Raw genomic sequence first — 21,319 nt, 5'->3', positions numbered from 1 at the left:
ATTGTGCTCCTTGCGTTAATTCGGCTCCCGAGGAACCCGAGAGAGTGATAGTCGAACGGTCGTTTGACCCGGTTCAGAACGAACGGAAATCCAGCCGTTGTGGTCAGCGATAATCTTGCTGACGAGGGCGAGCCCCAGACCGGTTCCGTTCTCTTTGCCGGAGACGAAGGGCTCGAAGATATCGTCGCGGATGTTGTCCGGAAGACCTGGCCCATCATCGGTGATCTCGATCTGCAAGGGCAGCAACTTGCCCTGTCCGTCACTGCGGCGCAGACGGAAGGAATGCTCGTAGAAGGTGCGCACGGTGATCGTTCCGCCCTTGGTGCCAGCGGCTTCTGACGCGTTCTTCAACAAATTGAGCACCACTTGCAGCAACTGATCCGGGTCTCCCCAGGCCAGCGGAAGCGACGGGTCGTATTTTTCGACAATCTTCATATGTGCGCCAAACCCCAGCAGCGCCGACCGGCGGGCCCGATCCAGCACGTCATGCAGGTTCACCGGTCGAAAATCGGGTTCTGACAGGTTTCCGAATTGCTCAACCTGCTCCAACAACTTCACGATGCGGCGGCTTTCGCTGACAATAAGATCTGTTAATTCAAGGTCTTCCGGCGACAGGTTCATACTCACGAGCTGTGCTGCACCCGTGATACCGGCAAGAGGGTTCTTGATTTCATGCGCCAGCATCTCTGCCATGCCAATGGCCGATTGCGCTGCAGATTTAGCGGAGTGGTTCTGCGTCAAACGCCCTGCCAGCTCTCGGGGCGACAGCATCAGCAGCATGTAGCCCTCATGTCCCTGCAACGGGGCAATCTGAACCGCGCATTGTAGCGGAGAACGTTCGCGCGCGCCGACATCGACGTCATTCACAAACAGCGGCGTGCCCTGCGCCCGCGCCTTTTCAAACGCCTCCTCGATTGACGAGTCTATGGTGATCTTTTGCCAAACATTCTTTCCAATCAGCGACTTGCGCGACGCATTTATGAACCCTTCGGCGGAAGAGTTCACATCGGCGATCAGGTTGCACTCATCGACCAGAAAGGCCGGAACCGGCAGTGACGCCCAGATGGCGCAGTCAGAGGAATGCGGACCAGCGGAGCTCATGCCGCACTCTCCTGTTCTTGTCTCTGCAATGCGTCTGGCAGCAGGCGCAGGACATCTGCAGCGGTCCGTGCCGTCAGCACCTCCCGACGCAACGGAGCAGGCGTGCCGACTTCATCCATGTACCAGCCCAGATGCTTGCGCGCGACGCGCAGACCAAGATCACCGCCGTAAAACTCCAGCATTGCCTCGTAGTGCCCTGAAACCATGTCGATAAGCACTGATCCCGACGGGATATCAGGCGCTCCCGAATCCCAGAGGTCATGTGCGACCTGTGCCAACAACCAGGGCTTGCCCTGAACACCGCGTCCAATCATCACGCCATCCGCGCCAGAGGCGTCCAGCGCAGCGCGGGCATCAGAGGCACCGAGAATATCGCCATTTGCCAACAGCGGCACGGTGACCGCCTTGCGCACATCTGCGATGGCAGCCCAGTTTGCGCGCCCCTTATAGAACTGGCATCGGGTGCGGCCATGAATGGTGACCATCTGCACGCCCGCCTCTTGCGCGCGGCGCGCGACATCTGCGGCGTTCAGGCAGTCATCATCCCAGCCCAAGCGGGTTTTCAACGTCACCGGCACGTCGACCGCCTCGACCACGGCTTCGATCAGGCTGAGCGCATGGTCCGGCGTTTTCAACAACGCAGACCCGGAATAGCCATTGGTCACCTTCTTGGCCGGGCAGCCCATATTGATGTCGATCATCCGTGCGCCCCGGTCCGCCACCTGACGCGCGGCCTCTGCCATCCAATAGGCTTCGCGTCCGGCAATCTGTACCGCGGTGTTCTCGACGTCCGCGCTCAGCTCAGCGCGCTCCCGTACCCCTGGCTTGGCCTGTACCATTTCCTGGCTTGCGACCATCTCGCTCACCACCAGCCCCGCACCGAAGGACCGGACGAGGTCGCGAAACGGGCGATCCGTGATGCCGGCCATCGGGGCCAGCGCAACAGGAGGGTCGAGATCTGTGGGTCCGACTGAGAAGGACAACTGCTTAATCCTTGTGCATATGAGAGTTTCTTAGCTTGAAACTGAGCTATGCTCCATTCCAAGACGCCATTCCAGCCCACCTTCCGATAGGTAATGCCTATTTTTTAAGCAATTCAGCCCGGAGCGTTGCCAGTTTATCCGCCGCACCGTAAACACGCCCACAGATTGCCCGAATACAAGGATGCGGTCCCCATCATGACCACCGCCGTTTTGATTGTTGCAGCCGGAACCGGCACCCGCGCAGGTGGCGGCGTTGCAAAGCAATGGCGCCCGCTTGCCGGCAAGCGGGTGATCGATTGGACCATCGCGGCCTTTCAAGAGGCGAGTGTCGACCTCATCATGGTGGTGCGCGATCCAGACAACCTCGACGCCGCGCAAGCCCTCGCTGAGCATAAGGATATTTTGCTCGCTGAGGGCGGCGCTGACCGGTCAACATCTGTGCGCAATGGGCTGACGGCACTCGATAAAATGGACGTCGACAAAGTGCTGATCCACGATGCCGCGCGCCCCTGCGTGCCCGCGCGTCTCATCACGCAGGTGCTGTGCGCATTGGACACTGCGCCCGCCGCCGCACCGGGGCTGGCAGTCACCGATGCGCTTTGGACCGGAACAGCGGATGAAGTGACCGGCACTCAGGATCGCAGCAACCTCTACGCCGCGCAGACCCCGCAAGCGTTTCATTTTGACGCGATCCTGTCGGCGCATCTTGCGCTGGACGGACCAGCGGCAGACGATGTGGAGGTTGCGCGCAAGGCCGGTCTCTCGGTGCGCATCACCCAAGGCGACATCAACAACATCAAGATCACCCGGCCCGAGGATTTTGCCCGCGCCGAGAACATTCTGAGGAGCAGCATGGACAGCATTCCGGATATCAGGCTGGGCAATGGCTACGATGTGCATCGGTTTGGCCCTGGCGACCAGGTAACGCTTTGTGGGATCGAGGTGCCACATGATCGCAGCTTGCAAGGGCATTCCGATGCGGATGTGGGCATGCATGCGGTGACGGATGCGCTCTACGGGGCGATGGCAGAAGGCGATATCGGTCGCCATTTTCCGCCCAGCGACCCGCAGTGGAAAGGCGCCGCGTCCGAGATCTTTTTGCGTCATGCGGTGGATCTTGCACTCTCCAAGGGCTTCAGGATCAGCAATGTGGACTGCACGCTGGTCTGCGAATTCCCGAAAATCGGCCCCCATGCCGAGGCAATGCGCAGCCGCATGGCTGAAATTATGAATATGGATCGAGACCGGGTCTCGGTGAAAGCCACCACATCCGAACGGCTGGGCTTTACCGGACGTGGCGAGGGGATTGCGGCGCTTGCCACCGCAACGCTGGTGCGCGCATGACACTTGCACAACTCCTCGGAACCTGTTGTGGAGTCGGGCATATCCGCCCTGCCCCCGGCACCTGGGGCTCGCTTGTCGCCCTGCCTTTGACCTACGCGCTGCACATGGTTGGCGGCTTTCCGTTGCTGGCTGTCGTGACCGTCTTGGCGATCATCATCGGCCTTTGGGCTGCGACCGAGATGACACGTGGTCAGGAAGATCTGGACCCGTCGGAATTCGTATTGGACGAGCTTGCCGGGCAGATGCTGGCGCTATGGGCAATCTCGCTGCCTGCGTGGCTACATGGCCTTGATATCACAGATCTCTGGCCCGGCTGGGTCGCGGGCTTCCTGCTGTTTCGCCTCTTTGACATCTGGAAACCGGGCCCGGTTGGTTGGGCCGACCGCAAGAAAGGCCCCTTTGGCGTGATGATGGACGATGTGATCGCCGGGGGTATGGCCGGTATCGGCATCGCACTACTGGCTGGGTTCTCTCATGGGGTTCTGGGGTTATGAGCCTTGATATCAGTGCCTTGCTGGATCTAGCTAAATCTCAGCGCGCCACCATCGCCACAGCCGAAAGCTGCACTGGCGGCATGATTGCCGCCGCACTCACGGATATTCCCGGCTCATCTTCGGTGGTGGATCGGGGCTTTGTCACCTACTCCAACGCCGCAAAGATGCAGATGCTTGGCGTAAGTGCTGAAACACTCAAGGATTTCGGCGCTGTGAGCGAGGAAACCGCGCGTGAGATGGCGGATGGCGCCCTCCGCGCCGCGGGCACCACGCTTGCGGTCTCGGTCACGGGCATCGCAGGTCCAGGTGGATCGGAACATAAACCAGAGGGACGCGTCTGCTTCGGCCTTGCGCAGAACGGCGAGCAGACGCAAACGGAACTGGTCGATCTTGGTGCGCTGGGTCGAGACAAGGTGCGCCTTGCCAGCCGTGATCATGCGCTTGCGCTGCTGCAGCGCGCGTTGGAGCGCCGCGACGCCTGAATGCGCCCCAAAGCCCTTATTAGAGCCTGATATCGTCAGCCATAAAGCTCGGCCGCGCGACGCTCAAACGCCCGCACAATCCGCTGCATGGCCTCGTTGAACACGACGCCGATGATCCCCTGCAGCACGGCGTTCTTGAATTCAAAATCGACGAAGAAAGCCACATCACAACCGCCATCGTCGCGATCTGCAAAAGCCCAGTTGGACTTCATGTAGCGAAACGGTCCATCCAGATATTCCGTGTCGATCTTGTGCTCATCGGGATGCAGCACAACCCGACTGCCAAAGCGTTCACGGAACACCTTGAAGGAAATCACCAGATCCGCTTCCATAACCTCTGAGGCACCCTGTGGTGTCCGACTGCGAATACGCGCAGCAGCGCACCACGGCAGGAATTTCGGGTACGATCCCACGTCCGCCACCAGATCGTACATCTGCTGGGCGCTATAGGGCATCGGGCGGGTTTCCGAATGTGTTGGCATCGCAAGTCAATTCGTCTTCTGTACAGGTGGCGCGTGGTGTCCTATGAACGCGTGCGAAATTCAAGGGGGCAAGCATGTCAGAGCGACCATATGTCATTGATGTAATGATTTCGGCCAAGGCCATCGCTGCACGAATCGAAGAACTTTGTGGCGATATCACCGCAGAATTTGGCGACACCGACAAGTTGGTGGTCGTGGGGCTCTTGCGCGGCAGCTTTGTATTCATCGCCGATCTGGTGCGAGAGCTGGACCTGCCGATCGAGGTGGATTTCCTGGAGGCCTCATCCTACGGAGACGGCATGGAAAGCAGCCGAGAGGTTCGTATCCTCAAGGACTTGCGCGGCGCAATTGAAGGGCGCGACGTGCTGGTTGTCGAAGATATCGTCGACACCGGACACACGCTGAATCACGTGATTTCGCTGTTGAACAGCCGCAAGCCCGCCCGGCTCAAATCCATCGCTCTGCTGGACAAACCCTCCCGCCGCGAAGTGGATTTCCGCTCGGACTGGATCGGCTTCGAGATCCCGGATGAATTTGTCGTGGGCTATGGCATCGATTTTGCTCAACGCAATCGCAACCTGCCGCACATTGGTAAGGTGCGCTTCACCTGATACAGCGCCCACTCCTGAACCGGCACAAGCGCAAGCCTGCCGGTTTGCCATGTGAGCACGGCAGGAACTGGCGCATGCGATTTGGCAATTCGCGGCATCTGCGCCATGTCTAGGCGACATCGCAGATCAAAGGAGCGCGTCATGATGATGCCCAAACTGACCGCCGGCCTCATGGCCGCTGCCGTTGCCCTCGCCCCCATGTCGGCGCTGGCAGGCCCACCAAAATGGGCCCCCGGCCACAAGAATAGCGCCGCACATTTTGCCCCCGGCCAGATCAAGAAACGGCACGCTCATGACAGGCATCTCTCCGGTGACTGGACAAATGTTGACGATTATCAGCGCTGGGGTCTGGAACCACCATCTGCAGGACATCGATATGTGCGCAAGAACGGTGAGATTCTCGAAGTCGTGAAAGATACGCTCGCCATCGTCGGCGCGGTTGCCGTTGTGGACGCTCTGCTCGACTGAGGCTCAGCCGAGCAGAGTGTGGATCGCGCGTAGAAAAATGCCGGTCCCGGTGGGGATCAGCGCATCCGGAAAGTCATAGTCCGGATTGTGTAGCTGCGGCTGGTCCTCCCCCGCGCCGAGCCAGAACATCGCACTTTGGGCCGACTTTCCGAATTGCCCGAAATCCTCAGAGAAGGCCTGCGGCGTGTCGGTCAGCGTGATCGGAACGCTTTCAGCGTTGCAGGCCGTCTCCAACAGGGCTACAGCATCGGATGCGTTTGTGCAGGCCTCAAACACATCATGGTAGGTCATGTGGTAGGTCAGACCCTGTGCCTCAGCACAGACGGCAACGTGATGAGAAACCGCATCGACCAGCGCATCCATCCGCGTGTCAGTGACTGTGCGAAGTGTCACCCATAATTCTGCAAAACCAGGCGAAACGCCAAAGGTCTTCTCTCCCAATTCTGCGTGCGTAACAGTGGTTAGCGCGTAGTTTTCATCCAATCCGCCGCCGGATCCCAGCGCCGAGAGTTGCCCCATCAACGCCGCCAATGCGGTGGCTGGGGACAGGCCATCTTGCGGTGCGGCAGCGTGGGAGGTCCGCCCGGTCAGACGAATACGCGCCCCGCGCGAGGCACAATTGGCCGCCGATGTTGGCAGCGACACATGCCCAAGCGCCAGTCCCGGCAGGTTATGCAGCGACAGCACAATATCGGGTGAAATTTCAGCGAACTCCGGGACCGCGCGATAGGCGATCGCCCCCTCGCCCGTTTCCTCTGCGGGCTGGAATATCAGCACCACACGTCCCGTCTCCGGGCGTTGCCGTGAAAGCGCAGCCGCGACACCCAGAACCATGACCATGTGACCATCATGTCCGCAAAGATGTCCCTTGCCCGGGGCTTGCGAGGCATAACTCAGGTTGGTTTCCTCAGGGATGGGCAAAGCATCCAACTCGCACCGGATGCCGATGGTCTGTCCCGGCGCGCGGCCGTCAAATACCGCAGCAAGTCCCGTGCCGCCCAGTCCAGTCAGGATTTGGTCCGCACCAAGATCGCGCAGCTCGTCTTCGATCCGTTGCGCGGTGGCATGCTCTGCGCCCGAGATTTCGGGCGCAGCGTGCAAGTCATGTCGGAGCGCAATCAGCCGCTCCAGATCCTGCGGCCTCATGCGATGCCGAGCTTGGCATTCCGTGCCGCACGTAGCTGCGCAAAATCATCCCCCGCATGGTAGGACGACCGTGTCAGAGGCGTTGCAGAAACCATCAGGAAGCCCTTGCCGTAGGCGGATTTTTCATAGCTCTTGAACTCGTCCGGCGTGACAAAACGATCCACGGCGTGGTGCTTTGGTGTGGGCTGCAGATATTGTCCGATGGTCAGAAAATCCACATCCGCCGAGCGCATGTCGTCCATCACCTGCTTGACCGCCATTTCGTCTTCGCCAAGTCCAACCATGATGCCGGATTTGGTAAAGATGCTGGGATCAATCTCCTTCACGCGCTGCAACAGCCGCAGCGAATGGAAATAGCGCGCGCCCGCTCGCACCTCGGGATATAGCCCCGGCACGGTTTCAAGGTTGTGGTTGAACACGTCCGGCTTTGCTTCAACAACGGTCTCCAGGGCACTGGGATCACACCGCAAGAAATCAGGTGTCAGGATTTCAATTGTGGTGCTGGGCGAGCGGTGGCGTACCGCACGAATGGTCTGGGCAAAATGCGCGGCACCGCCATCGTCCACGTCATCGCGGTCCACCGAGGTGATGACCACATGGTTCAGCCCCAGCTTGGCCACCGCATGAGCAACCCGCCCGGGTTCGAAGGCGTCCAGCTCTTCTGGTGGCTTGCCGGTTGCAATATTGCAGAAGGAACAGGCCCGCGTGCAAACCTCGCCCATGATCATCATGGTGGCGTGGCCCTGGCTCCAGCATTCCCCCACATTCGGGCAACCGGCTTCTTCGCAGACGGTGACGAGATTGTTCTCGCGCATGATCTTGTGAGTCTCAGCATACCCCTTGCCGCCCGGCGCCTTGACGCGGATCCAGCTTGGCTTCTTTGGCTGAGCATTGTCGGGACGGTGCGCCTTTTCCGGGTGGCGCTGCTCCGGGATCTTCAGATCTCGCACAGGATCTTCCTTGTGACTACGAAAGTTATTGCAGCGTAACATAGCAGCGCTGGCAGACCACGACCAGTGCTGCATACCTGGGATGTGCTGCCAGCAAGGTGTTCGGTTGACCAAACGGCCTATGATCGGCGCATCCAGCGCTTTCGTGACGGTTGAGTTGCGGATTTTTCATAACGCGACCTCTTCACCTTTGGCAAGTTTTTCACAGGCACCAGAGGGCAAAGGCGAATTCGCTTTCGCGCCATATCTCGCGAATAGGAAAGCGCGCCGCGCCTGCACACCGGTTTGAATAGACCCAAGCCCATCGTGATCTGCGTCGGCTAATTTGTCTTTTCATGCGTAGATTGTGTGACGCATTAACCAATCATCTGATTTTGCGGCGGCAACGAGATGTAGTGCTGGTGCAACTGCTCCAACGCAATCCGCAGCACGATCTTTCCTGAGCGAGCGCACCATCCCAGGTCGCGTTCGGCCGCCTCAAGCCCCTCAAGGTTACAGCAGCACCGCAACGCGATGTCGCTCAGGCCGGGCCCCAGAGCATAGAGAGCAGAACTGGCGCGTTTGAATGCCTCGCGCGCGGGACCGTCGAAATCCTGTGGCTTGCGATCACAGAATGTCTCGCCGAACGCCGCATGTTCGCGGGCAATATGCTGCCCGATTTGCGCCAGTTCAAAATCCTCTCGCAACCGCTCGCCGGCCCTGACCATTTCCGGAGAAAGGAAGGGCTTGCCACCGCGGTCAGACAGACGGGACAGGGTTTGAAGCGGCGTTTCCTGAAGCCCGTAGCGCGCCCGGCGCGCCGCCGCCTGACCGCGCGCCGGGAAGGTTGCCACAATACCAGAGACGCCGGATTGTGTGGTCGTCTCCTGACGCATGCGCCGGTGGCTCTCTGTTCGCGCCATCAACATGGCCAATGCGCTGCGCCCATCCTTGGTCAGGCGATAGCGATGGACGCGGCCCGACGCGAAGCAGCTGATCCAATCCTGAAGCGCCAGCACCTCGGCGATGCCGCGATCTACAACCGTCTTGTGAACCTCTGCGCCTGCGTCCCGCAGAACAATCGCCTTTGGCATGTCGCGCCCTACCGCCAACACCGCCCCTTTTTGCGCCAAAAGAGTCAAACATCGCGCCGCATCCTCCTGACAGAAATACTCTTTTTGACATGCGCCCTTTCGCGGTGCAGCAGCATTATAGAACGTGTCAGACAACCCCTGAATGGCGCCGTCAATCAGGGGGTCTTCTCGCATGTGTTCAAGGCGGCGGATCTGGCGCATAACGGTTGACGGGTGACACTCCCCCGCGCGCGCCAGTTCGCGGATCGAAACTTGCGCCATTGTATGTTCAAGATATCGAAAAACCTCAGAAGACACCCAATCCGGCAGATTCAAACTGGTCATGTCATGCATAACTGACCCCCAATTATGTCCAGGCCCCTGATCACCCAAAGGTACAGCCGACCAAAATCTGGCTGCATCACGCCCCCAACCCTGAACGATTGATTTTTGACAGATCCAAATCCTGCCACAGATTATCAAAGCTATTGGAAATGGACCGTTCGCTCACCCCGGGCTTTCCGCAACACCCGCTAGAGTTGAGTATTATTCCCCTCGTTGTTCACAGGTTCATAGGGGAATGCCATGCAGGATCTTGCCACACGTCTTTCCAGCCTCGTCCGCCCACGGCTGCTGGCGCGCGCCGCGCGGATCGGAGCGGATGAGTATTCGCGCGCCCGGGACCTCAAACGCCTGCTCGGGGCTTCTGCCCCACATCAGCAGGGTGCCATCCTCATGCGTTTGCTGGACATCGAGTCGGCGCAGGAGGTTGCCCGACGTGCCCGCAACCCGGGCTACTCGATCGTCCGGCATGTCGACATTCTGATCGCGCTTGCAGCCGAAAGCCGCCTGTACCTGGCATCCCGTGCCACCACGCAAAAAGCCGTGCCGCAATAAAAAACGGCGCCTCAAAGGGCGCCGTTCTTGATGATCTGCACTGAAGGCCCTGAATTACATGAAGGAATCCGGCATCGAGGCTTTCTTCTCGGCCACATAGGCAACAAGCGCCTCACGGATCGCCGGGTCGAGTTCGGGCTGCTTGTAGGTCGCCAACAGATGCTCCACGCGGGAGGTTGCCAGCTTGTAAGTGTCGCGCGCGCCTTCTTCTTCCCATTGTTCAAAGGGTTTGTAATCCAGAACATCGGATTTCCAGAACGCCGTCTTGAAGTTGGCCTGCGTGTGCTCACAGCCAAGGTAGTGGCCGCCGGGACCGACCTCGCGGATGGCATCCATCCCCTGACCGTTTTCATCCATATAGATGCCTTTGGCCAGGCCATGCAGCGCGCCCAGCTGGTCCGCATCCATCACGAATTTCTCGAAGTCCGCGACCAGGCCACCCTCGAGCCAACCGCAGGAGTGCAGCATGAAGTTCACCCCAGCCAGCAGACCCATGTTCAGCGAGTTTGCAGTCTCATAGGCGGCTTGCGCATCCGGCAGTTTGGAGCCGCAGAAGGAGCCAGCAGAGCGGAACGGCAGCTTCAAGCGCCGGGCCAGCTGACCCGCGCCATAGGTGATCATGGAGGCTTCGGGCGTGCCAAAGGTCGGCGCACCGGAGTTCATGTCGATCGAGGACACAAACGCGCCAAAGATCACGGGAGCGCCGGGTCGGATCAGCTGGCTGTAGGCCACACCGGCCAGAACTTCGGCCAGAACCTGCGTCAGGGTGCCCGCGATGGTCACCGGCGCCATGGCACCACCGACGATGAAGGGCGAGATGATGCAGGCCTGATTGTTCTGCGCATAGACCTCCAGCGCGCCCATCATCACCTCGTCGAATGTCATCGGCGAGTTGATGTTGATCAGCGAGGTGGTGACGGTGTTGTTCTGCACGAACTCCTTGCCGAACAGGATGCCGCACATATCGACGGTGTCCTGCGCCCGGCTTGGCTCGGTCACAGATCCCATGAAAGGTTTATCCGACAGCTCCATATGCGCCATCAGCATGTCGAGGTGACGTTTGTTCACCGGCACATCGGTTGGCTCGCAGACGGTCCCGCCGGAGTGGTGCAGCCATTTCGACATGTAGCCCAGCTTCACGAACTTCTGGAAATCCTCCAGCGTCGCGTAACGGCGCCCCCCATTGGCATCGCGCACGAAGGGCGGGCCGTAGATCGGGGCCAGCACCAGGTTATTGCCACCGATCACCACGGATTTATTCGGATCCCGCGCATGCTGAGTGAACTCGCTGGGGGCCGTCTCACAGAGTTTCCGGGCCAGGCCACGCGGAATGCGGACCCGCTCGCCCTGCACATCGGCGCCAGCCTCACGCCAGCGCTCCAACGCGACGGGGTTGTCAACGAAATTGACGCCGACCTCCTCGAGGATGGTCTCGGCGTTGGCTTCGATGATTTCAAGCGCCTCGTCGTTCAGCACCTCGTAGTTCGGAATATTCCGTTCGATGTACTTTGCTGTCTCGATCTTGACGCTCGTCCGTTCCGCGCGACGGGCGGCGCCTCCGCCACCTCGGCTGCGGCGACGTGGTGCTGCATCTGTCATCGTTATACCTCACGACAGTATGAATTCTGTTCAGTCTGAATATCGGAGACACGCCGGGCGTCGCCGAAGGATAACGGCTATTCTCGCATAAATGCGACATCCGGGACTGGATTTTGCGGCCTGATTGGCTTTTTTACGAATTCCCCTGCCCCCGGTCGCGCAGCGCAATCCTTAAAGGGGCCGAAAACCGCCAGCGGAGGCCATCTGGCCTCTTGCCAGACGCCACGCCACCCCCTAAGAGCCAAGCATGACCGAGACAGCCCATGACCGCCTTCTAATCATAGACTTCGGCAGCCAGGTGACGCAGCTTATCGCGCGCCGTCTGCGCGAGTTGAACGTCTATTGCGAAATCCACCCCTACCAGAAAGTCACCATGGACTTTGTGCGTGAGTTCGCGCCGAAGGCCGTGATCTTCTCCGGTGGCCCAGACAGCGTGACGCGCGAAGGATCCCCTCGCGCGCCACAGGAGATCTTTGATTACGGCGTGCCGATCCTCGGCATCTGCTATGGTCAGCAGGTAATGATGCACCAGCTCGGCGGCACCGTTCTGTCGGGCCACGGCACCGCGGAATTTGGCCGGGCCTATGTGACACCGACCGAAGAGCGTATTGAGATGTTGGGGGGCTGGTTCCTCGATCAGACCGAACAGGTTTGGATGAGCCACGGCGACCATGTCTCTGAAATCGCACCCGGTTTCAAGGTATATGGCACTTCGCCCCATGCGCCCTTCGCGATCACTGCGGATCTGGAGCGCAACTTCTATGCGGTGCAGTTCCACCCCGAGGTACACCACACCCCGAACGGCAAGACGCTGTATGAAAACTTCGTACGTCTGGCCGGGTTTGCCGGCGACTGGACCATGGGTGCCTACCGCGAGCAGATGGTCGAGAAGATCCGCGACGAGGTGGGCGATAAAAACGTGATCTGCGCCCTCTCCGGCGGTGTCGACAGCTCTGTCGCGGCAGCCCTGATCCACGAGGCGATCGGCGATCAGCTGACCTGCGTGTTTGTAGACCATGGTCTGTTGCGCAAGAACGAGGCCGAGGAAGTGGTCGGCATGTTCCGCGATCACATGAACCTGCAGGTGATCCATGCGGATGAAACCGAGCTGTTCCTCGGCGAACTCGACGGCCAGTCCGACCCGGAAACCAAGCGCAAGATCATCGGCAAGCTGTTCATCGACGTGTTCCAGAAATACGCCGATCAGATCGATGGCGCCGAGTTCCTCGCACAGGGCACGCTTTATCCCGATGTGATCGAGAGCGTTTCCTTCTCTGGCGGCCCATCTGTGACGATCAAGTCGCACCATAATGTTGGCGGCCTGCCCGAGAAAATGGGTCTGAAGCTGGTGGAGCCGCTGCGCGAGCTGTTCAAGGACGAGGTCCGCGCCCTGGGTCGCGAACTTGGCCTGCCCGACAGCTTTATCGGCCGTCACCCCTTCCCCGGACCGGGTCTGGCGATCCGTTGCCCCGGCGAGATTACCCGCGACAAGCTGGAGATCCTGCGCGAGGCGGATGCGATCTACATCGACCAGATCCGCAAGCACGGTCTCTATGATGAAATCTGGCAAGCCTTTGTGGCGATCCTGCCCGTGCGCACGGTTGGCGTGATGGGCGATGGTCGCACCTATGACTACGCCTGTGCGCTGCGCGCGGTGACCTCGGTGGATGGGATGACGGCGGATTACTATCCGTTCAGCCATGAATTCCTCGGAGAGACCGCAACGCGGATCATCAATGAGGTCAAGGGCATCAACAGGTGCACCTACGACATAACGTCAAAGCCGCCAGGCACCATCGAGTGGGAATAACCCCCTTCGAACAAACAAAAACCCCGGCCCCGCAAGGTGCCGGGGTTTTTTGCTGCCATTTTGTATTTCTTTGCCTGAATTTTGCGCCGGAAACTCAGCGTTAACTCGGCTTTTCTATGTTGGCTTTGACCCGCAGCTCTCTGCATTCGCGTTAAAAAAACCGAAAGGCCTTACAAGACCACATGCGCGCCGCAGAGCTTCGCGGCACAGGCCTTTAGGGCAAAAGCCATGCCGGGAACAGCAATCTCGCCCGTCGCCGCAGGCTGTCACACCCAAACCGACGCCATCGCCGCACGCGATCCACTCAAATCCGCAACTTGACAGACACAAGGAGCGCCACGATGCCCCAAATCTATTTTTCTCTCACCGCAGGCAGATCCGGATCGGGCTGGCTGGCCAAGTTCCTAAGCGCCAATCTGGATGTCAACGCGATCCACGAACCCATCGCGATTGAGGATTTTGGCACCCGCATGCCAGAGGTTCGCCAATTGCGCAGCTTCAACACCTATGGGTCCAACGAAGAAATACAGGCCTTCTGGCAGCACAAGCTCGACGCGCTCCCTAAGGATATCAACTATGCGGAAACCAATCATACGCTGGGAAAATGCGGCCTGATCGAAGCCTTGGCGCACCATCCGCGCAATAACGATGCGACCGTGATTGTACTGCGCCGCAATCTGGCCCGCCAATGCGCCAGCTACGTCAATCGCCAAGACTTCATTCTCATAAGCACACTGTGGCAATGGTTTCTGGCGCCGGACTACCCCAATCGCATCGTCAATGCAGAGCCGTTTCTAAAAATGGGCCAGTTGGGCGCCGCGATCTGGTATGCGCTGGAGATGGAGTGTCGGCAAACCTACTACGAGCGCTGCTATGGGGACCGCATCCGCTTTGTGAATGCCCAGCTTGAGGAAGTGACACAACCCGCAGGCGCCAAGCAGCTGCTTACGGATCTGGGTGTAGACCGCACACCGATCCTGCCCCCAAAAACGAATGCAAACTCTGTCGCGTCCTCGGATGAACTGGTGGAAAAGATCGACACCGTGATCCGTACCTCTCAGTTCGACCCCGAAAGCCTGGTGAGCCAGTATATCGCGCTGCGTGGTTCTCTCGACATGGCAGAACGGCGTGCTGCGGCCTGATCGGGCTTGACCCCGACAGCTTTTACCCCCCATCTGCTTCACGCAGCAATCAGGGGGCATCATGCGGGACAGTATCGCCGAACCAAATACGGCACGCGACGCCATCTTGTTGCGCGCCGCCCTCTGGATGGGCGGTGCCATCCTGTCCTTTTCGGCCATGGCCATCGCGGGCCGTGAGGCAAGCCTGTCTCTGGATACCTTCGAGATCATGATGTACCGCAGTTTTGTCGGGGTTCTGGTGGTATCCGCCATGATCACGGTGCTGCGACGCTGGCCGCAGGTCAGTACCACAATGCTAAAGCAGCATGGCCTGCGGAATATGGCACATTTCACTGGCCAGAACCTTTGGTTCTACGCGGTCTCCGTGATTCCACTTGCGCAGGTCTTTGCGCTTGAATTCACCTCGCCGATCTGGGTGATCCTGCTTGCACCGCTCTTGCTGGGCGAAAAGCTCACGCGGATGCGCGGGCTCGCCGTCTGCCTCGGGTTCATCGGCATCCTGATCGTAGCCCGCCCGAGCCCCTCGACCTTTAATATCGGTCTGGCCTGCGCCGCTGGGTCTGCGGTGTTCTTCGCCCTGACAAATATCGCGACAAAACGGCTGACCCGCACTGAGAGCATCTGGTCGATCATGTTCTGGCTCACCGTCATGCAATTGGTTCTTGGCGTGATCTTTGCAGGCTGGGACATGGATATCACCCTGCCCGATGCGCAGAGCCTGCCCTTTTTGCTGATCATCGGCTGTGCGGGCCTGAGCGCGCATTTTTGCATCACCAATGCGCTGTCTCTTGCGCCTGCCGCTCTGGTTGTGCCGATCGACTTCGCCCGCCTGCCCTTCATCGCGCTGCTGGGCTGGCTGATTTATGGCGAGTCGGTCGAGATCTGGCTGTTTGTGGGTGCGTCACTTATTCTCGCCGGAAATTTCATCAATATTGTATCCTCCCGGCAACAGTAGCTTGGACGCCATGGGGCACTGACGCAAACTGCCGCTCCGTCAACATTGCCTGAACTGACACAAACCCCTTAGGGTGAATGAGGACCGCTGAGCGAAATATAATTTCGCCATGCGCTTGAGGGAGGATACTAATGAAACATTACATCGCGGCATCCGTTGCAACGACGCTGTTGGCATCAACGGCGATGGCAAGTGGTCTTGACCGCACCGGCCAGCCCATCGGCGTCATCTTCGAGGAAGGCAACTACGCAGAGTTTTCCTTTGCCACGACGTCTGCGGATGTCTCCGGCAACGACCGCACCTCACTGAACCCGCTGGGTTCGGCGACCGGTGACGTTGGCGAAAGCTTCAACATGTTCGGCGGCGCCTACAAGACTGACATCACAGATGAGCTGTCTCTGGCAATCATCTACGATCAACCTTGGGGTGTGGACGTCAACTACCCCGTCGGTGGATCAGCCCTTCTGGGTGGCACCATGGCGCGGGCAGATTCCAACGCGATCACCGCACTGCTGCGCTACAAGTTGAATGATCGCTTCAGCGTTCATGGCGGTCTGCGCTATCAAGAGATTGACGGCGAGATCAATCTTGCCGGTGCAGCCTACGGCGCGCTCCCGGGCGGAACCTACAACGTGAAGGTCAACCGCGATGGCGCGTTCGGCTGGGTCGCAGGTGTCGCTTATGAGATCCCGGAAATCGCCCTGCGCGCCGCATTGACCTACAACTCCGAGATCACCCATGATTTCGAAACCAACGAAAGCTACAGCCCGACAGTCGCAACCTCGACAGAGACCAAGACTCCACAGTCGGTGAACCTCGATTTCCAGACCGGCGTCGCCAAGGACACCGTCGCATTTGCGAACGTCCGCTGGGCAGAGCACAGCGTCACCGACCTGATGCCGACGGTTCTGGGGCGTGATCTGATCGATCTGGACGACTCCTTCACCTATACCGTCGGTGTGGGCCGCCGCTTCAATGACAATTGGTCCGCATCGCTTGCCTATATCTACGAGGATGCGGATGGCGACAATCTGGTGTCGCCGCTGGCCCCGACGCAAGGCATGGAAGCGATCCGTCTCGGCGTGCAGTATAAGACCGAAAAGATGAAAATCGCAGCCGGTCTGCGCTACACCAAACTCGGTGACGCGATTGCATCACCTGGTGGAAATCCGGTGACCAACTTCAATGACAACGAAGCTCTGAGCCTCGGTGTGAAGGTCGGCTTCTACTTCTGATCGGTTAGGATTGGACTGTAAAACCAAGCCCCGCCCAATGTGGCGGGGCTTTTGCATGTGAAGTGTCGTGTCCATCGGACGCCACGCATAGCTCCATCACACCAAGCGCAATTGACCTCTCGCTCAGGCCTGTCTAGCAAGGCTCCACAGACCGCGAAAAAGGCAGCAGTTTCATGCTTTACTCCTCAGCACAGGCTTGGCGCGATGCGCCATCCAAACGGGTTCTCTTCTTTGGCATGTCCGGCCTCGGGAAGACCTATGTCAGCAATGTGCTGCGCGGGTCCGGCCAATGGTTTCACTATTCCGCCGACTATCGCATCGGCACCCGCTACATGGGTGAATACATAGCCGACAATGCCAAGGCCGAGGCGATGAAGGTGCCTTTCCTGCGGGATCTTCTGCTGACGGATTCCATCGATATCTCCTCCAACATCACATTCGAGAACCTGAGCGCGGTCACCGCCTATCTCGGTGTTCCGGGCGATCCGACAAAGGGCGGGCTGCCCATTGCCGAGTATCACACCCGCCAGGACCAATTCCGCCGGGCTGAGATTGATGCGCTGCTGGACACGGGCTACTTCATCAACCGATCCGAACGGATCTATGGGTATCCGCATTTCATCTGCGATTCCGGTGGCTCGATCTGCGAATGGGTCGATGCCAATGATCCGGACGATCCGTTGCTCAAGAACCTGAGCGAGCACACGCTCCTAGTCTGGATCAAGGGCACCGACGCCCATACGCAAGAACTGATCCGCCGCTTTGACCGAGCTCCAAAACCGATGGCCTATCAACCCGCGTTCCTGACCCGCGTTTGGGAGGAATATCTGAGCGAAAACAATCTCTCCGACGTTGATGTTGATCCACATGCCTTCCTGCGCTGGACCTATGCGCAGGCACTCGCCCATCGCCAGCCGCGCTACGAAGCCATGGCGGAGAACTGGGGCGTGACCGTCACTGCCGATCAGATTTCTCAAGTGGAATCAAATTCCGATTTCGAGGAGTTGATTTCATCTGCTCTTGAGGCTCGAACGTAACAGACTTACCTAAACACTCCACATTGCCGCCTCTTCGGCACATTCTCCAAAGGACCTGACATGCCTATCAAGATCCCCGCTGACCTGCCCGCCTACTCCGTCCTTTCGGACGAGGGCGTCATGGTCATGTCGCCGGATCACGCGGCCCGTCAGGACATCCGCCCGATCAAGATCGGGCTCCTGAACCTGATGCCGAAGAAAATCCAGACGGAAAACCAGTTTGCCCGTCTGATCGCCGCAACGCCGCTGCAGATCGAGCTGTCGCTGATCCGCATGACAGAGCATCAGACCAAGAACACCGCCGCCGCGCATATGGAGGAATTCTATCGCCCCTTTCAGGAGGTGAAGGATCAAAAGTTCGACGGGCTGATCATCACCGGCGCTCCGATCGAGCATCTGCCTTTTGAGGATGTCACCTACTGGCAAGAACTCTGCGAGGTCTTTGACTGGACGCAAACCAATGTGCATTCCACGTTTGGGGTGTGCTGGGGCGGCATGGCGATGATCAACTATTTCCACGGCGTGCAAAAACACATGCTGGAGAAGAAGGCCTTTGGCTGCTTCCGGCACCAGAACCTGCAACCGACCTCGCCTTATCTGCGCGGGTTTTCGGATGACTTCGTGATCCCGGTGTCGCGCTGGACCGAAATGAGCCAGGCGGAAATCGACGCAGCGCCGCGGCTGACGACGCTTCTTGGCAGCGACGATGTCGGCCCCTGCCTGATCGAGGATAAGGACCACCGCGCCCTCTACATCTTCAACCATTTTGAATACGACAGTGACACGCTGAAGCAGGAATATGATCGCGACGTGGAAAGCGGAACCGCGATCAATGTTCCGTTAAACTACTATCCCGATGACGACCCAAGCCGCAAACCGCTGAACCGTTGGCGCAGCCATGCGCAACTGCTCTATAGCAACTGGGTGTCGGAGCTTTACCAGACCACGCCTTTCGACGTGGAACGCATCGGTCTGGAAACAACCGACCTGCGGGCCTGATCGGTGCGCATGGCTCCTCTCGCTCTTCTACTGCTGGCGCTTGGCCTCGGGGCCGGTTGCGCGATGCTGTCCTCCCGCGTCACAACGCGGGAGGAAAACGCCATGGCGGCGCATCCGCCGCAAGGGCAGTTTCTCGACGTTGATGGACATAAGGTCCATGTGGTTGAACGCGGCCAAGCTCGCGGCAGCGCGCCGGATCTTGTGCTGATCCATGGGTCCAATGGCAGCACCCGCGACATGACGTTTCGCCTGTCCCCGGCGCTTGAGGATGCCTACCACATCCTGATCTTCGACCGCCCCGGTCTGGGGTACTCCGATCCGGTGTCAGCACGCGGCACAAGCATCCAGACACAGGCGCGCGTCTTGAAGGAGGCAAGTGCCCAGCTTGGGGTGACCCGGCCGCTGGTGCTTGGTCAGAGCTACGGCGGCGCAGTCGCGCTGGCCTGGGCGACACAATTCCCCGACGAAACGGCTGCGGTGATCAATGTTTCCGGTGTCTCTCACCCGTGGGACTCAGACCTTTCGCCGTTCTACAAAGTGACCTCGTCGCGACTTGGCAGCGCATTGGTCGTGCCGCTGCTGGCGGCCTTTGTGCCAAAGAGCTATGTGCGCAATTCGCTGGCAGAGGTCTTTGCCCCACAAGAGGTCCCCGAAGGCTTTGCCGAGCACTTCGGGCTGGAAATGAGCCTGCGCCGCTCCTCCTTGCGGGCCAATGCCAAGCAACGCGCCAATCTGCTATCCGAGATCGAAACCATGGCGCCGCTCTACCCCGATCTGGCGATGCCGATCGAGATCGTGCATGGCACGGCTGATACAACTGTGGGGATTTCTATTCACGCAGAACGGCTTGTGGCAGATACCTCAACCGCGCGCCTCACCCCTCTGGATGGGGTTGGACACATGCCGCACCAGACCCATACGCAATCCGTTGTTGACGCGGTGCACCGCGCGGCGACGCGGGCAAACTTGCGTTAAGCGCGTTAACATTGAAGAGTATCGCTTCAGACACTGTGGGCGAGAAAGGACGGATGCGACATGACTTTGCCGTTTGACGGGGCGATCAGCCAGTACTTCGAAAACGACGCACCCAAGGACATCCGCAAGGCCATCAAGACCGGCCATAAGGATGACATCCTGAACCCGACATACCCCTACGATGAAGAGATCGCCAAGCAGGACTACAAAGATACTTACGAAGCCCTGCAAATCGAGCTGGTGAAGCTGCAAGCCTGGGTCAAATCCTCAGGCCAACGCATTGCCATCGTATTCGAAGGTCGTGACGCCGCCGGCAAGGGCGGCACGATCAAACGCTTCCGCGAGAACCTCAACCCGCGGGGGGCCCGTGTCGTGGCGCTGTCCAAACCGACAGAAACCGAAGCGACGCAATGGTACTTCCAGCGCTACATCACCCAGCTGCCCGCAGGCGGCGAGATCGTCTTTTTCGACCGCAGCTGGTACAATCGCGGCGTTGTCGAGAAAGTGTTCGATTTCTGCAGCGATGCGGAGCGGGAGCATTTCTTCACTCAAGTCACAGAATTTGAGAAAATGCTGGTGGATGAAGGCATTCACCTCATCAAGCTCTGGCTGAATGTCGGGCGCGCCGAACAGCTGCGCCGTTTTCTGGCCCGCGAACACGACCCGCTGAAACAATGGAAACTCAGCTGGATCGACGTCGAAGGGCTGAAGCGCTGGGACGCCTACTCCAAGGCAATTCGCGAAACTCTGTACCGCAGCCAGAGTGCTCATGCGCCTTGGACCATCGTGCGCTCGGACGACAAGAAACGTGCCCGGCTGGAAGCCATACGCCACGTTCTGCTGGCGATTGACTATGACAACAAGGATCTTGAGGCCCTCGGCGACCCCGACACCCAGATTTGTGGCGGCCCGGACATTTGGGATGCCTAAACGCGGCTATCATCACGGCAATTTACGTCAGGCGCTGGTCGAGGCTGCCCTGCGCCTGATCGAAATCAAGGGGCCGACCGGTTTTACACTGTCCGAGGCGGCCAAGCAGGCGGGCGTCACACCCGCAGCCGTCTATCGCCACTTTGAGGGGCGCGAGGATCTGATCGCCGAGGCCGCGCGGCAGGGCTTTCTGATGTTCGCCGACCTGATGCAACACGCCTATGACAAGTATCAGCCTTCCGCCCTCGCCGCGTTTGAGGCGACAGGGCGCGCCTACCTGGCTTTTGCGCGCAAACATCCCGGCCATTACATCGCGATGTTTGAAAGCGGTATTTCTGCAAATCGCACCCCGGAATTGGCCGATGCCGCCAACCGCGCGCGCGGGGTTCTGGAACGCGCTGCGGCAGAGCTGAGCCAACATATTCCGGCGGAAAAACGCCCGCCCGCGTCTATGTTCTCAGCCCATATCATGGCGATGAGCCACGGCGTGGTTGAACTGTTCGCACGAAACGCGCCCGGCACCGCCTCCCCCTATGCACCCGAAGACCTGCTGGAAACAGGAATTGGTGTGTACCTGAGGGGACTCGGTCTGATCGATCCTGACGACTGAAACCAACTTCCCCAGGA

The 21,319-nt window shown here is 59.3% G+C and carries 22 protein-coding genes; 15 read left to right on the top strand and 7 right to left on the bottom strand.

Annotated features, from left to right (window positions below; genetic code table 11):
• Positions 1-15: 15 nt before the first annotated feature.
• Together CLV89_RS12825 and dusB are read right to left on the bottom strand one after the other, a co-directional pair.
• Positions 16-1,101 (bottom strand): two-component system sensor histidine kinase NtrB, encoded by a 1,086-nt coding sequence (locus tag CLV89_RS12825; protein ID WP_106164066.1) that lies wholly within the window; start codon positions 1,099-1,101, stop codon positions 16-18.
• The gene (dusB, locus tag CLV89_RS12820; protein WP_106164065.1) at positions 1,098-2,084 is read right to left on the bottom strand and encodes a tRNA dihydrouridine synthase DusB; all 987 of its coding nucleotides are present in this window, start codon (positions 2,082-2,084) and stop codon (positions 1,098-1,100) included. The genes CLV89_RS12825 and dusB overlap by 4 nt, the downstream gene beginning before the upstream one ends.
• Before the next feature lie 195 nt (positions 2,085-2,279).
• Between dusB and CLV89_RS12815 the strand changes: the two genes are divergently transcribed.
• Genes CLV89_RS12815 through CLV89_RS12805 form a run of 3 tightly spaced genes read left to right on the top strand, consistent with a single transcriptional unit; the run spans position 2,280 to position 4,404 of the window.
• On the top strand, positions 2,280-3,428 hold the full coding sequence (locus CLV89_RS12815; RefSeq protein WP_106164064.1) for a bifunctional 2-C-methyl-D-erythritol 4-phosphate cytidylyltransferase/2-C-methyl-D-erythritol 2,4-cyclodiphosphate synthase: 1,149 nt from the start codon (positions 2,280-2,282) through the stop codon (positions 3,426-3,428).
• Positions 3,425-3,922 (top strand): phosphatidylglycerophosphatase A family protein, encoded by a 498-nt coding sequence (locus CLV89_RS12810; RefSeq protein WP_106164063.1) that lies wholly within the window; start codon positions 3,425-3,427, stop codon positions 3,920-3,922. The genes CLV89_RS12815 and CLV89_RS12810 overlap by 4 nt, the downstream gene beginning before the upstream one ends.
• Positions 3,919-4,404, top strand: a complete 486-nt coding sequence (locus CLV89_RS12805; protein WP_106164062.1) for a CinA family protein — start codon at positions 3,919-3,921, stop codon at positions 4,402-4,404. The genes CLV89_RS12810 and CLV89_RS12805 overlap by 4 nt, the downstream gene beginning before the upstream one ends.
• 35 nt (positions 4,405-4,439) lie before the next feature.
• On the opposite strand, the gene CLV89_RS12800 is transcribed toward CLV89_RS12805, so the two are convergent.
• Entirely contained in the window at positions 4,440-4,886 is a 447-nt protein-coding gene (locus CLV89_RS12800) for a type II toxin-antitoxin system RatA family toxin (protein ID WP_106164061.1), read from the bottom strand.
• Positions 4,887-4,960: 74 nt separating this feature from the next.
• On the opposite strand from CLV89_RS12800, the gene hpt reads away from it, so the two are divergent.
• Both hpt and CLV89_RS12790 read left to right on the top strand, forming a co-directional pair.
• Complete coding sequence (hpt, locus tag CLV89_RS12795) at positions 4,961-5,497, top strand: hypoxanthine phosphoribosyltransferase (RefSeq protein WP_106164060.1); 537 nt, start codon at positions 4,961-4,963, stop codon at positions 5,495-5,497.
• Between the two features lie 141 nt (positions 5,498-5,638).
• Positions 5,639-5,965 carry a hypothetical protein gene (locus CLV89_RS12790; RefSeq protein ID WP_106164059.1) on the top strand — a complete coding sequence of 109 codons (327 nt, stop codon included), beginning with the start codon at positions 5,639-5,641 and terminating at the stop codon, positions 5,963-5,965.
• A gap of 3 nt (positions 5,966-5,968) precedes the next feature.
• Here CLV89_RS12790 and CLV89_RS12785 read toward each other — a convergent pair whose 3' ends face one another.
• The 3 genes from CLV89_RS12785 to CLV89_RS12775 all read right to left on the bottom strand — a co-directional run bounded on the left by CLV89_RS12785 (position 5,969) and on the right by CLV89_RS12775 (position 9,134).
• The gene (locus tag CLV89_RS12785) at positions 5,969-7,111 is read right to left on the bottom strand and encodes an amidohydrolase (RefSeq protein WP_106164058.1); all 1,143 of its coding nucleotides are present in this window, start codon (positions 7,109-7,111) and stop codon (positions 5,969-5,971) included.
• Entirely contained in the window at positions 7,108-8,061 is a 954-nt protein-coding gene (gene lipA, locus CLV89_RS12780; protein ID WP_106164057.1) for a lipoyl synthase, read from the bottom strand. The genes CLV89_RS12785 and lipA overlap by 4 nt, the downstream gene beginning before the upstream one ends.
• A 356-nt stretch (positions 8,062-8,417) precedes the next feature.
• The gene (locus CLV89_RS12775; protein ID WP_341477119.1) at positions 8,418-9,134 is read right to left on the bottom strand and encodes a DUF6456 domain-containing protein; all 717 of its coding nucleotides are present in this window, start codon (positions 9,132-9,134) and stop codon (positions 8,418-8,420) included.
• 564 nt (positions 9,135-9,698) lie between these two features.
• On the opposite strand from CLV89_RS12775, the gene CLV89_RS12770 reads away from it, so the two are divergent.
• Positions 9,699-10,010 (top strand): DUF6477 family protein, encoded by a 312-nt coding sequence (locus CLV89_RS12770; protein ID WP_106164055.1) that lies wholly within the window; start codon positions 9,699-9,701, stop codon positions 10,008-10,010.
• Between the two features lie 54 nt (positions 10,011-10,064).
• Here CLV89_RS12770 and CLV89_RS12765 read toward each other — a convergent pair whose 3' ends face one another.
• Positions 10,065-11,609: a trimethylamine methyltransferase family protein gene (locus tag CLV89_RS12765; RefSeq protein ID WP_106164054.1), complete on the bottom strand. Its 1,545-nt coding sequence runs from the start codon at positions 11,607-11,609 to the stop codon at positions 10,065-10,067.
• A gap of 247 nt (positions 11,610-11,856) precedes the next feature.
• Between CLV89_RS12765 and guaA the strand changes: the two genes are divergently transcribed.
• The 9 genes from guaA (at position 11,857) to CLV89_RS12720 (ending at position 21,302) form a co-directional block, all read left to right on the top strand.
• On the top strand, positions 11,857-13,419 hold the full coding sequence (gene guaA / locus CLV89_RS12760; RefSeq protein WP_106164053.1) for a glutamine-hydrolyzing GMP synthase: 1,563 nt from the start codon (positions 11,857-11,859) through the stop codon (positions 13,417-13,419).
• 341 nt (positions 13,420-13,760) lie between these two features.
• The gene (locus CLV89_RS12755) at positions 13,761-14,561 is read left to right on the top strand and encodes a hypothetical protein (protein ID WP_243394997.1); all 801 of its coding nucleotides are present in this window, start codon (positions 13,761-13,763) and stop codon (positions 14,559-14,561) included.
• 61 nt (positions 14,562-14,622) lie between these two features.
• Positions 14,623-15,516, top strand: a complete 894-nt coding sequence (locus CLV89_RS12750; RefSeq protein WP_106164052.1) for a DMT family transporter — start codon at positions 14,623-14,625, stop codon at positions 15,514-15,516.
• A gap of 131 nt (positions 15,517-15,647) precedes the next feature.
• Complete coding sequence (locus CLV89_RS12745; protein WP_106164051.1) at positions 15,648-16,751, top strand: OmpP1/FadL family transporter; 1,104 nt, start codon at positions 15,648-15,650, stop codon at positions 16,749-16,751.
• A gap of 173 nt (positions 16,752-16,924) precedes the next feature.
• Positions 16,925-17,788, top strand: a complete 864-nt coding sequence (locus CLV89_RS12740; RefSeq protein ID WP_106164050.1) for an ATPase — start codon at positions 16,925-16,927, stop codon at positions 17,786-17,788.
• A 60-nt stretch (positions 17,789-17,848) separates the two neighbouring features.
• Complete coding sequence (gene metA, locus CLV89_RS12735) at positions 17,849-18,787, top strand: homoserine O-acetyltransferase MetA (RefSeq protein WP_106164049.1); 939 nt, start codon at positions 17,849-17,851, stop codon at positions 18,785-18,787.
• Between the two features lie 9 nt (positions 18,788-18,796).
• Positions 18,797-19,762 (top strand): alpha/beta fold hydrolase, encoded by a 966-nt coding sequence (locus tag CLV89_RS12730; RefSeq protein ID WP_106164048.1) that lies wholly within the window; start codon positions 18,797-18,799, stop codon positions 19,760-19,762.
• A 60-nt stretch (positions 19,763-19,822) separates the two neighbouring features.
• The gene (ppk2, locus tag CLV89_RS12725) at positions 19,823-20,692 is read left to right on the top strand and encodes a polyphosphate kinase 2 (RefSeq protein ID WP_106164047.1); all 870 of its coding nucleotides are present in this window, start codon (positions 19,823-19,825) and stop codon (positions 20,690-20,692) included.
• Positions 20,685-21,302 (top strand): TetR/AcrR family transcriptional regulator, encoded by a 618-nt coding sequence (locus CLV89_RS12720; protein WP_106164046.1) that lies wholly within the window; start codon positions 20,685-20,687, stop codon positions 21,300-21,302. Before ppk2 ends, CLV89_RS12720 begins: the two co-directional genes overlap by 8 nt.
• Positions 21,303-21,319 lie beyond the last annotated feature (17 nt).

The organism is Tritonibacter scottomollicae, from assembly GCF_003003215.1.
Classification (GTDB): Bacteria; Pseudomonadota; Alphaproteobacteria; order Rhodobacterales; family Rhodobacteraceae; genus Epibacterium; species Epibacterium scottomollicae.
This window is presented reverse-complemented; position numbering and strand designations above follow the sequence as displayed.

Coding starts and splice junctions, on each gene's coding strand:
- CLV89_RS12825 (WP_106164066.1), bottom strand. CDS start 1,101: ATGAGCTCCGCTGGTCCGCATTCCTCTGACTGCGCCATCTGGGCGTCA.
- CLV89_RS12815 (WP_106164064.1), top strand. CDS start 2,280: ATGACCACCGCCGTTTTGATTGTTGCAGCCGGAACCGGCACCCGCGCA.
- CLV89_RS12810 (WP_106164063.1), top strand. CDS start 3,425: ATGACACTTGCACAACTCCTCGGAACCTGTTGTGGAGTCGGGCATATC.
- CLV89_RS12805 (WP_106164062.1), top strand. CDS start 3,919: ATGAGCCTTGATATCAGTGCCTTGCTGGATCTAGCTAAATCTCAGCGC.
- CLV89_RS12800 (WP_106164061.1), bottom strand. CDS start 4,886: ATGCCAACACATTCGGAAACCCGCCCGATGCCCTATAGCGCCCAGCAG.
- hpt (WP_106164060.1), top strand. CDS start 4,961: ATGTCAGAGCGACCATATGTCATTGATGTAATGATTTCGGCCAAGGCC.
- CLV89_RS12790 (WP_106164059.1), top strand. CDS start 5,639: ATGATGATGCCCAAACTGACCGCCGGCCTCATGGCCGCTGCCGTTGCC.
- CLV89_RS12785 (WP_106164058.1), bottom strand. CDS start 7,111: ATGAGGCCGCAGGATCTGGAGCGGCTGATTGCGCTCCGACATGACTTG.
- CLV89_RS12775 (WP_341477119.1), bottom strand. CDS start 9,134: ATGCCAAAGGCGATTGTTCTGCGGGACGCAGGCGCAGAGGTTCACAAG.
- CLV89_RS12770 (WP_106164055.1), top strand. CDS start 9,699: ATGCAGGATCTTGCCACACGTCTTTCCAGCCTCGTCCGCCCACGGCTG.
- CLV89_RS12765 (WP_106164054.1), bottom strand. CDS start 11,609: ATGACAGATGCAGCACCACGTCGCCGCAGCCGAGGTGGCGGAGGCGCC.
- guaA (WP_106164053.1), top strand. CDS start 11,857: ATGACCGAGACAGCCCATGACCGCCTTCTAATCATAGACTTCGGCAGC.
- CLV89_RS12755 (WP_243394997.1), top strand. CDS start 13,761: ATGCCCCAAATCTATTTTTCTCTCACCGCAGGCAGATCCGGATCGGGC.
- CLV89_RS12750 (WP_106164052.1), top strand. CDS start 14,623: ATGCGGGACAGTATCGCCGAACCAAATACGGCACGCGACGCCATCTTG.
- CLV89_RS12745 (WP_106164051.1), top strand. CDS start 15,648: ATGAAACATTACATCGCGGCATCCGTTGCAACGACGCTGTTGGCATCA.
- CLV89_RS12740 (WP_106164050.1), top strand. CDS start 16,925: ATGCTTTACTCCTCAGCACAGGCTTGGCGCGATGCGCCATCCAAACGG.
- metA (WP_106164049.1), top strand. CDS start 17,849: ATGCCTATCAAGATCCCCGCTGACCTGCCCGCCTACTCCGTCCTTTCG.
- CLV89_RS12730 (WP_106164048.1), top strand. CDS start 18,797: ATGGCTCCTCTCGCTCTTCTACTGCTGGCGCTTGGCCTCGGGGCCGGT.
- ppk2 (WP_106164047.1), top strand. CDS start 19,823: ATGACTTTGCCGTTTGACGGGGCGATCAGCCAGTACTTCGAAAACGAC.
- CLV89_RS12720 (WP_106164046.1), top strand. CDS start 20,685: ATGCCTAAACGCGGCTATCATCACGGCAATTTACGTCAGGCGCTGGTC.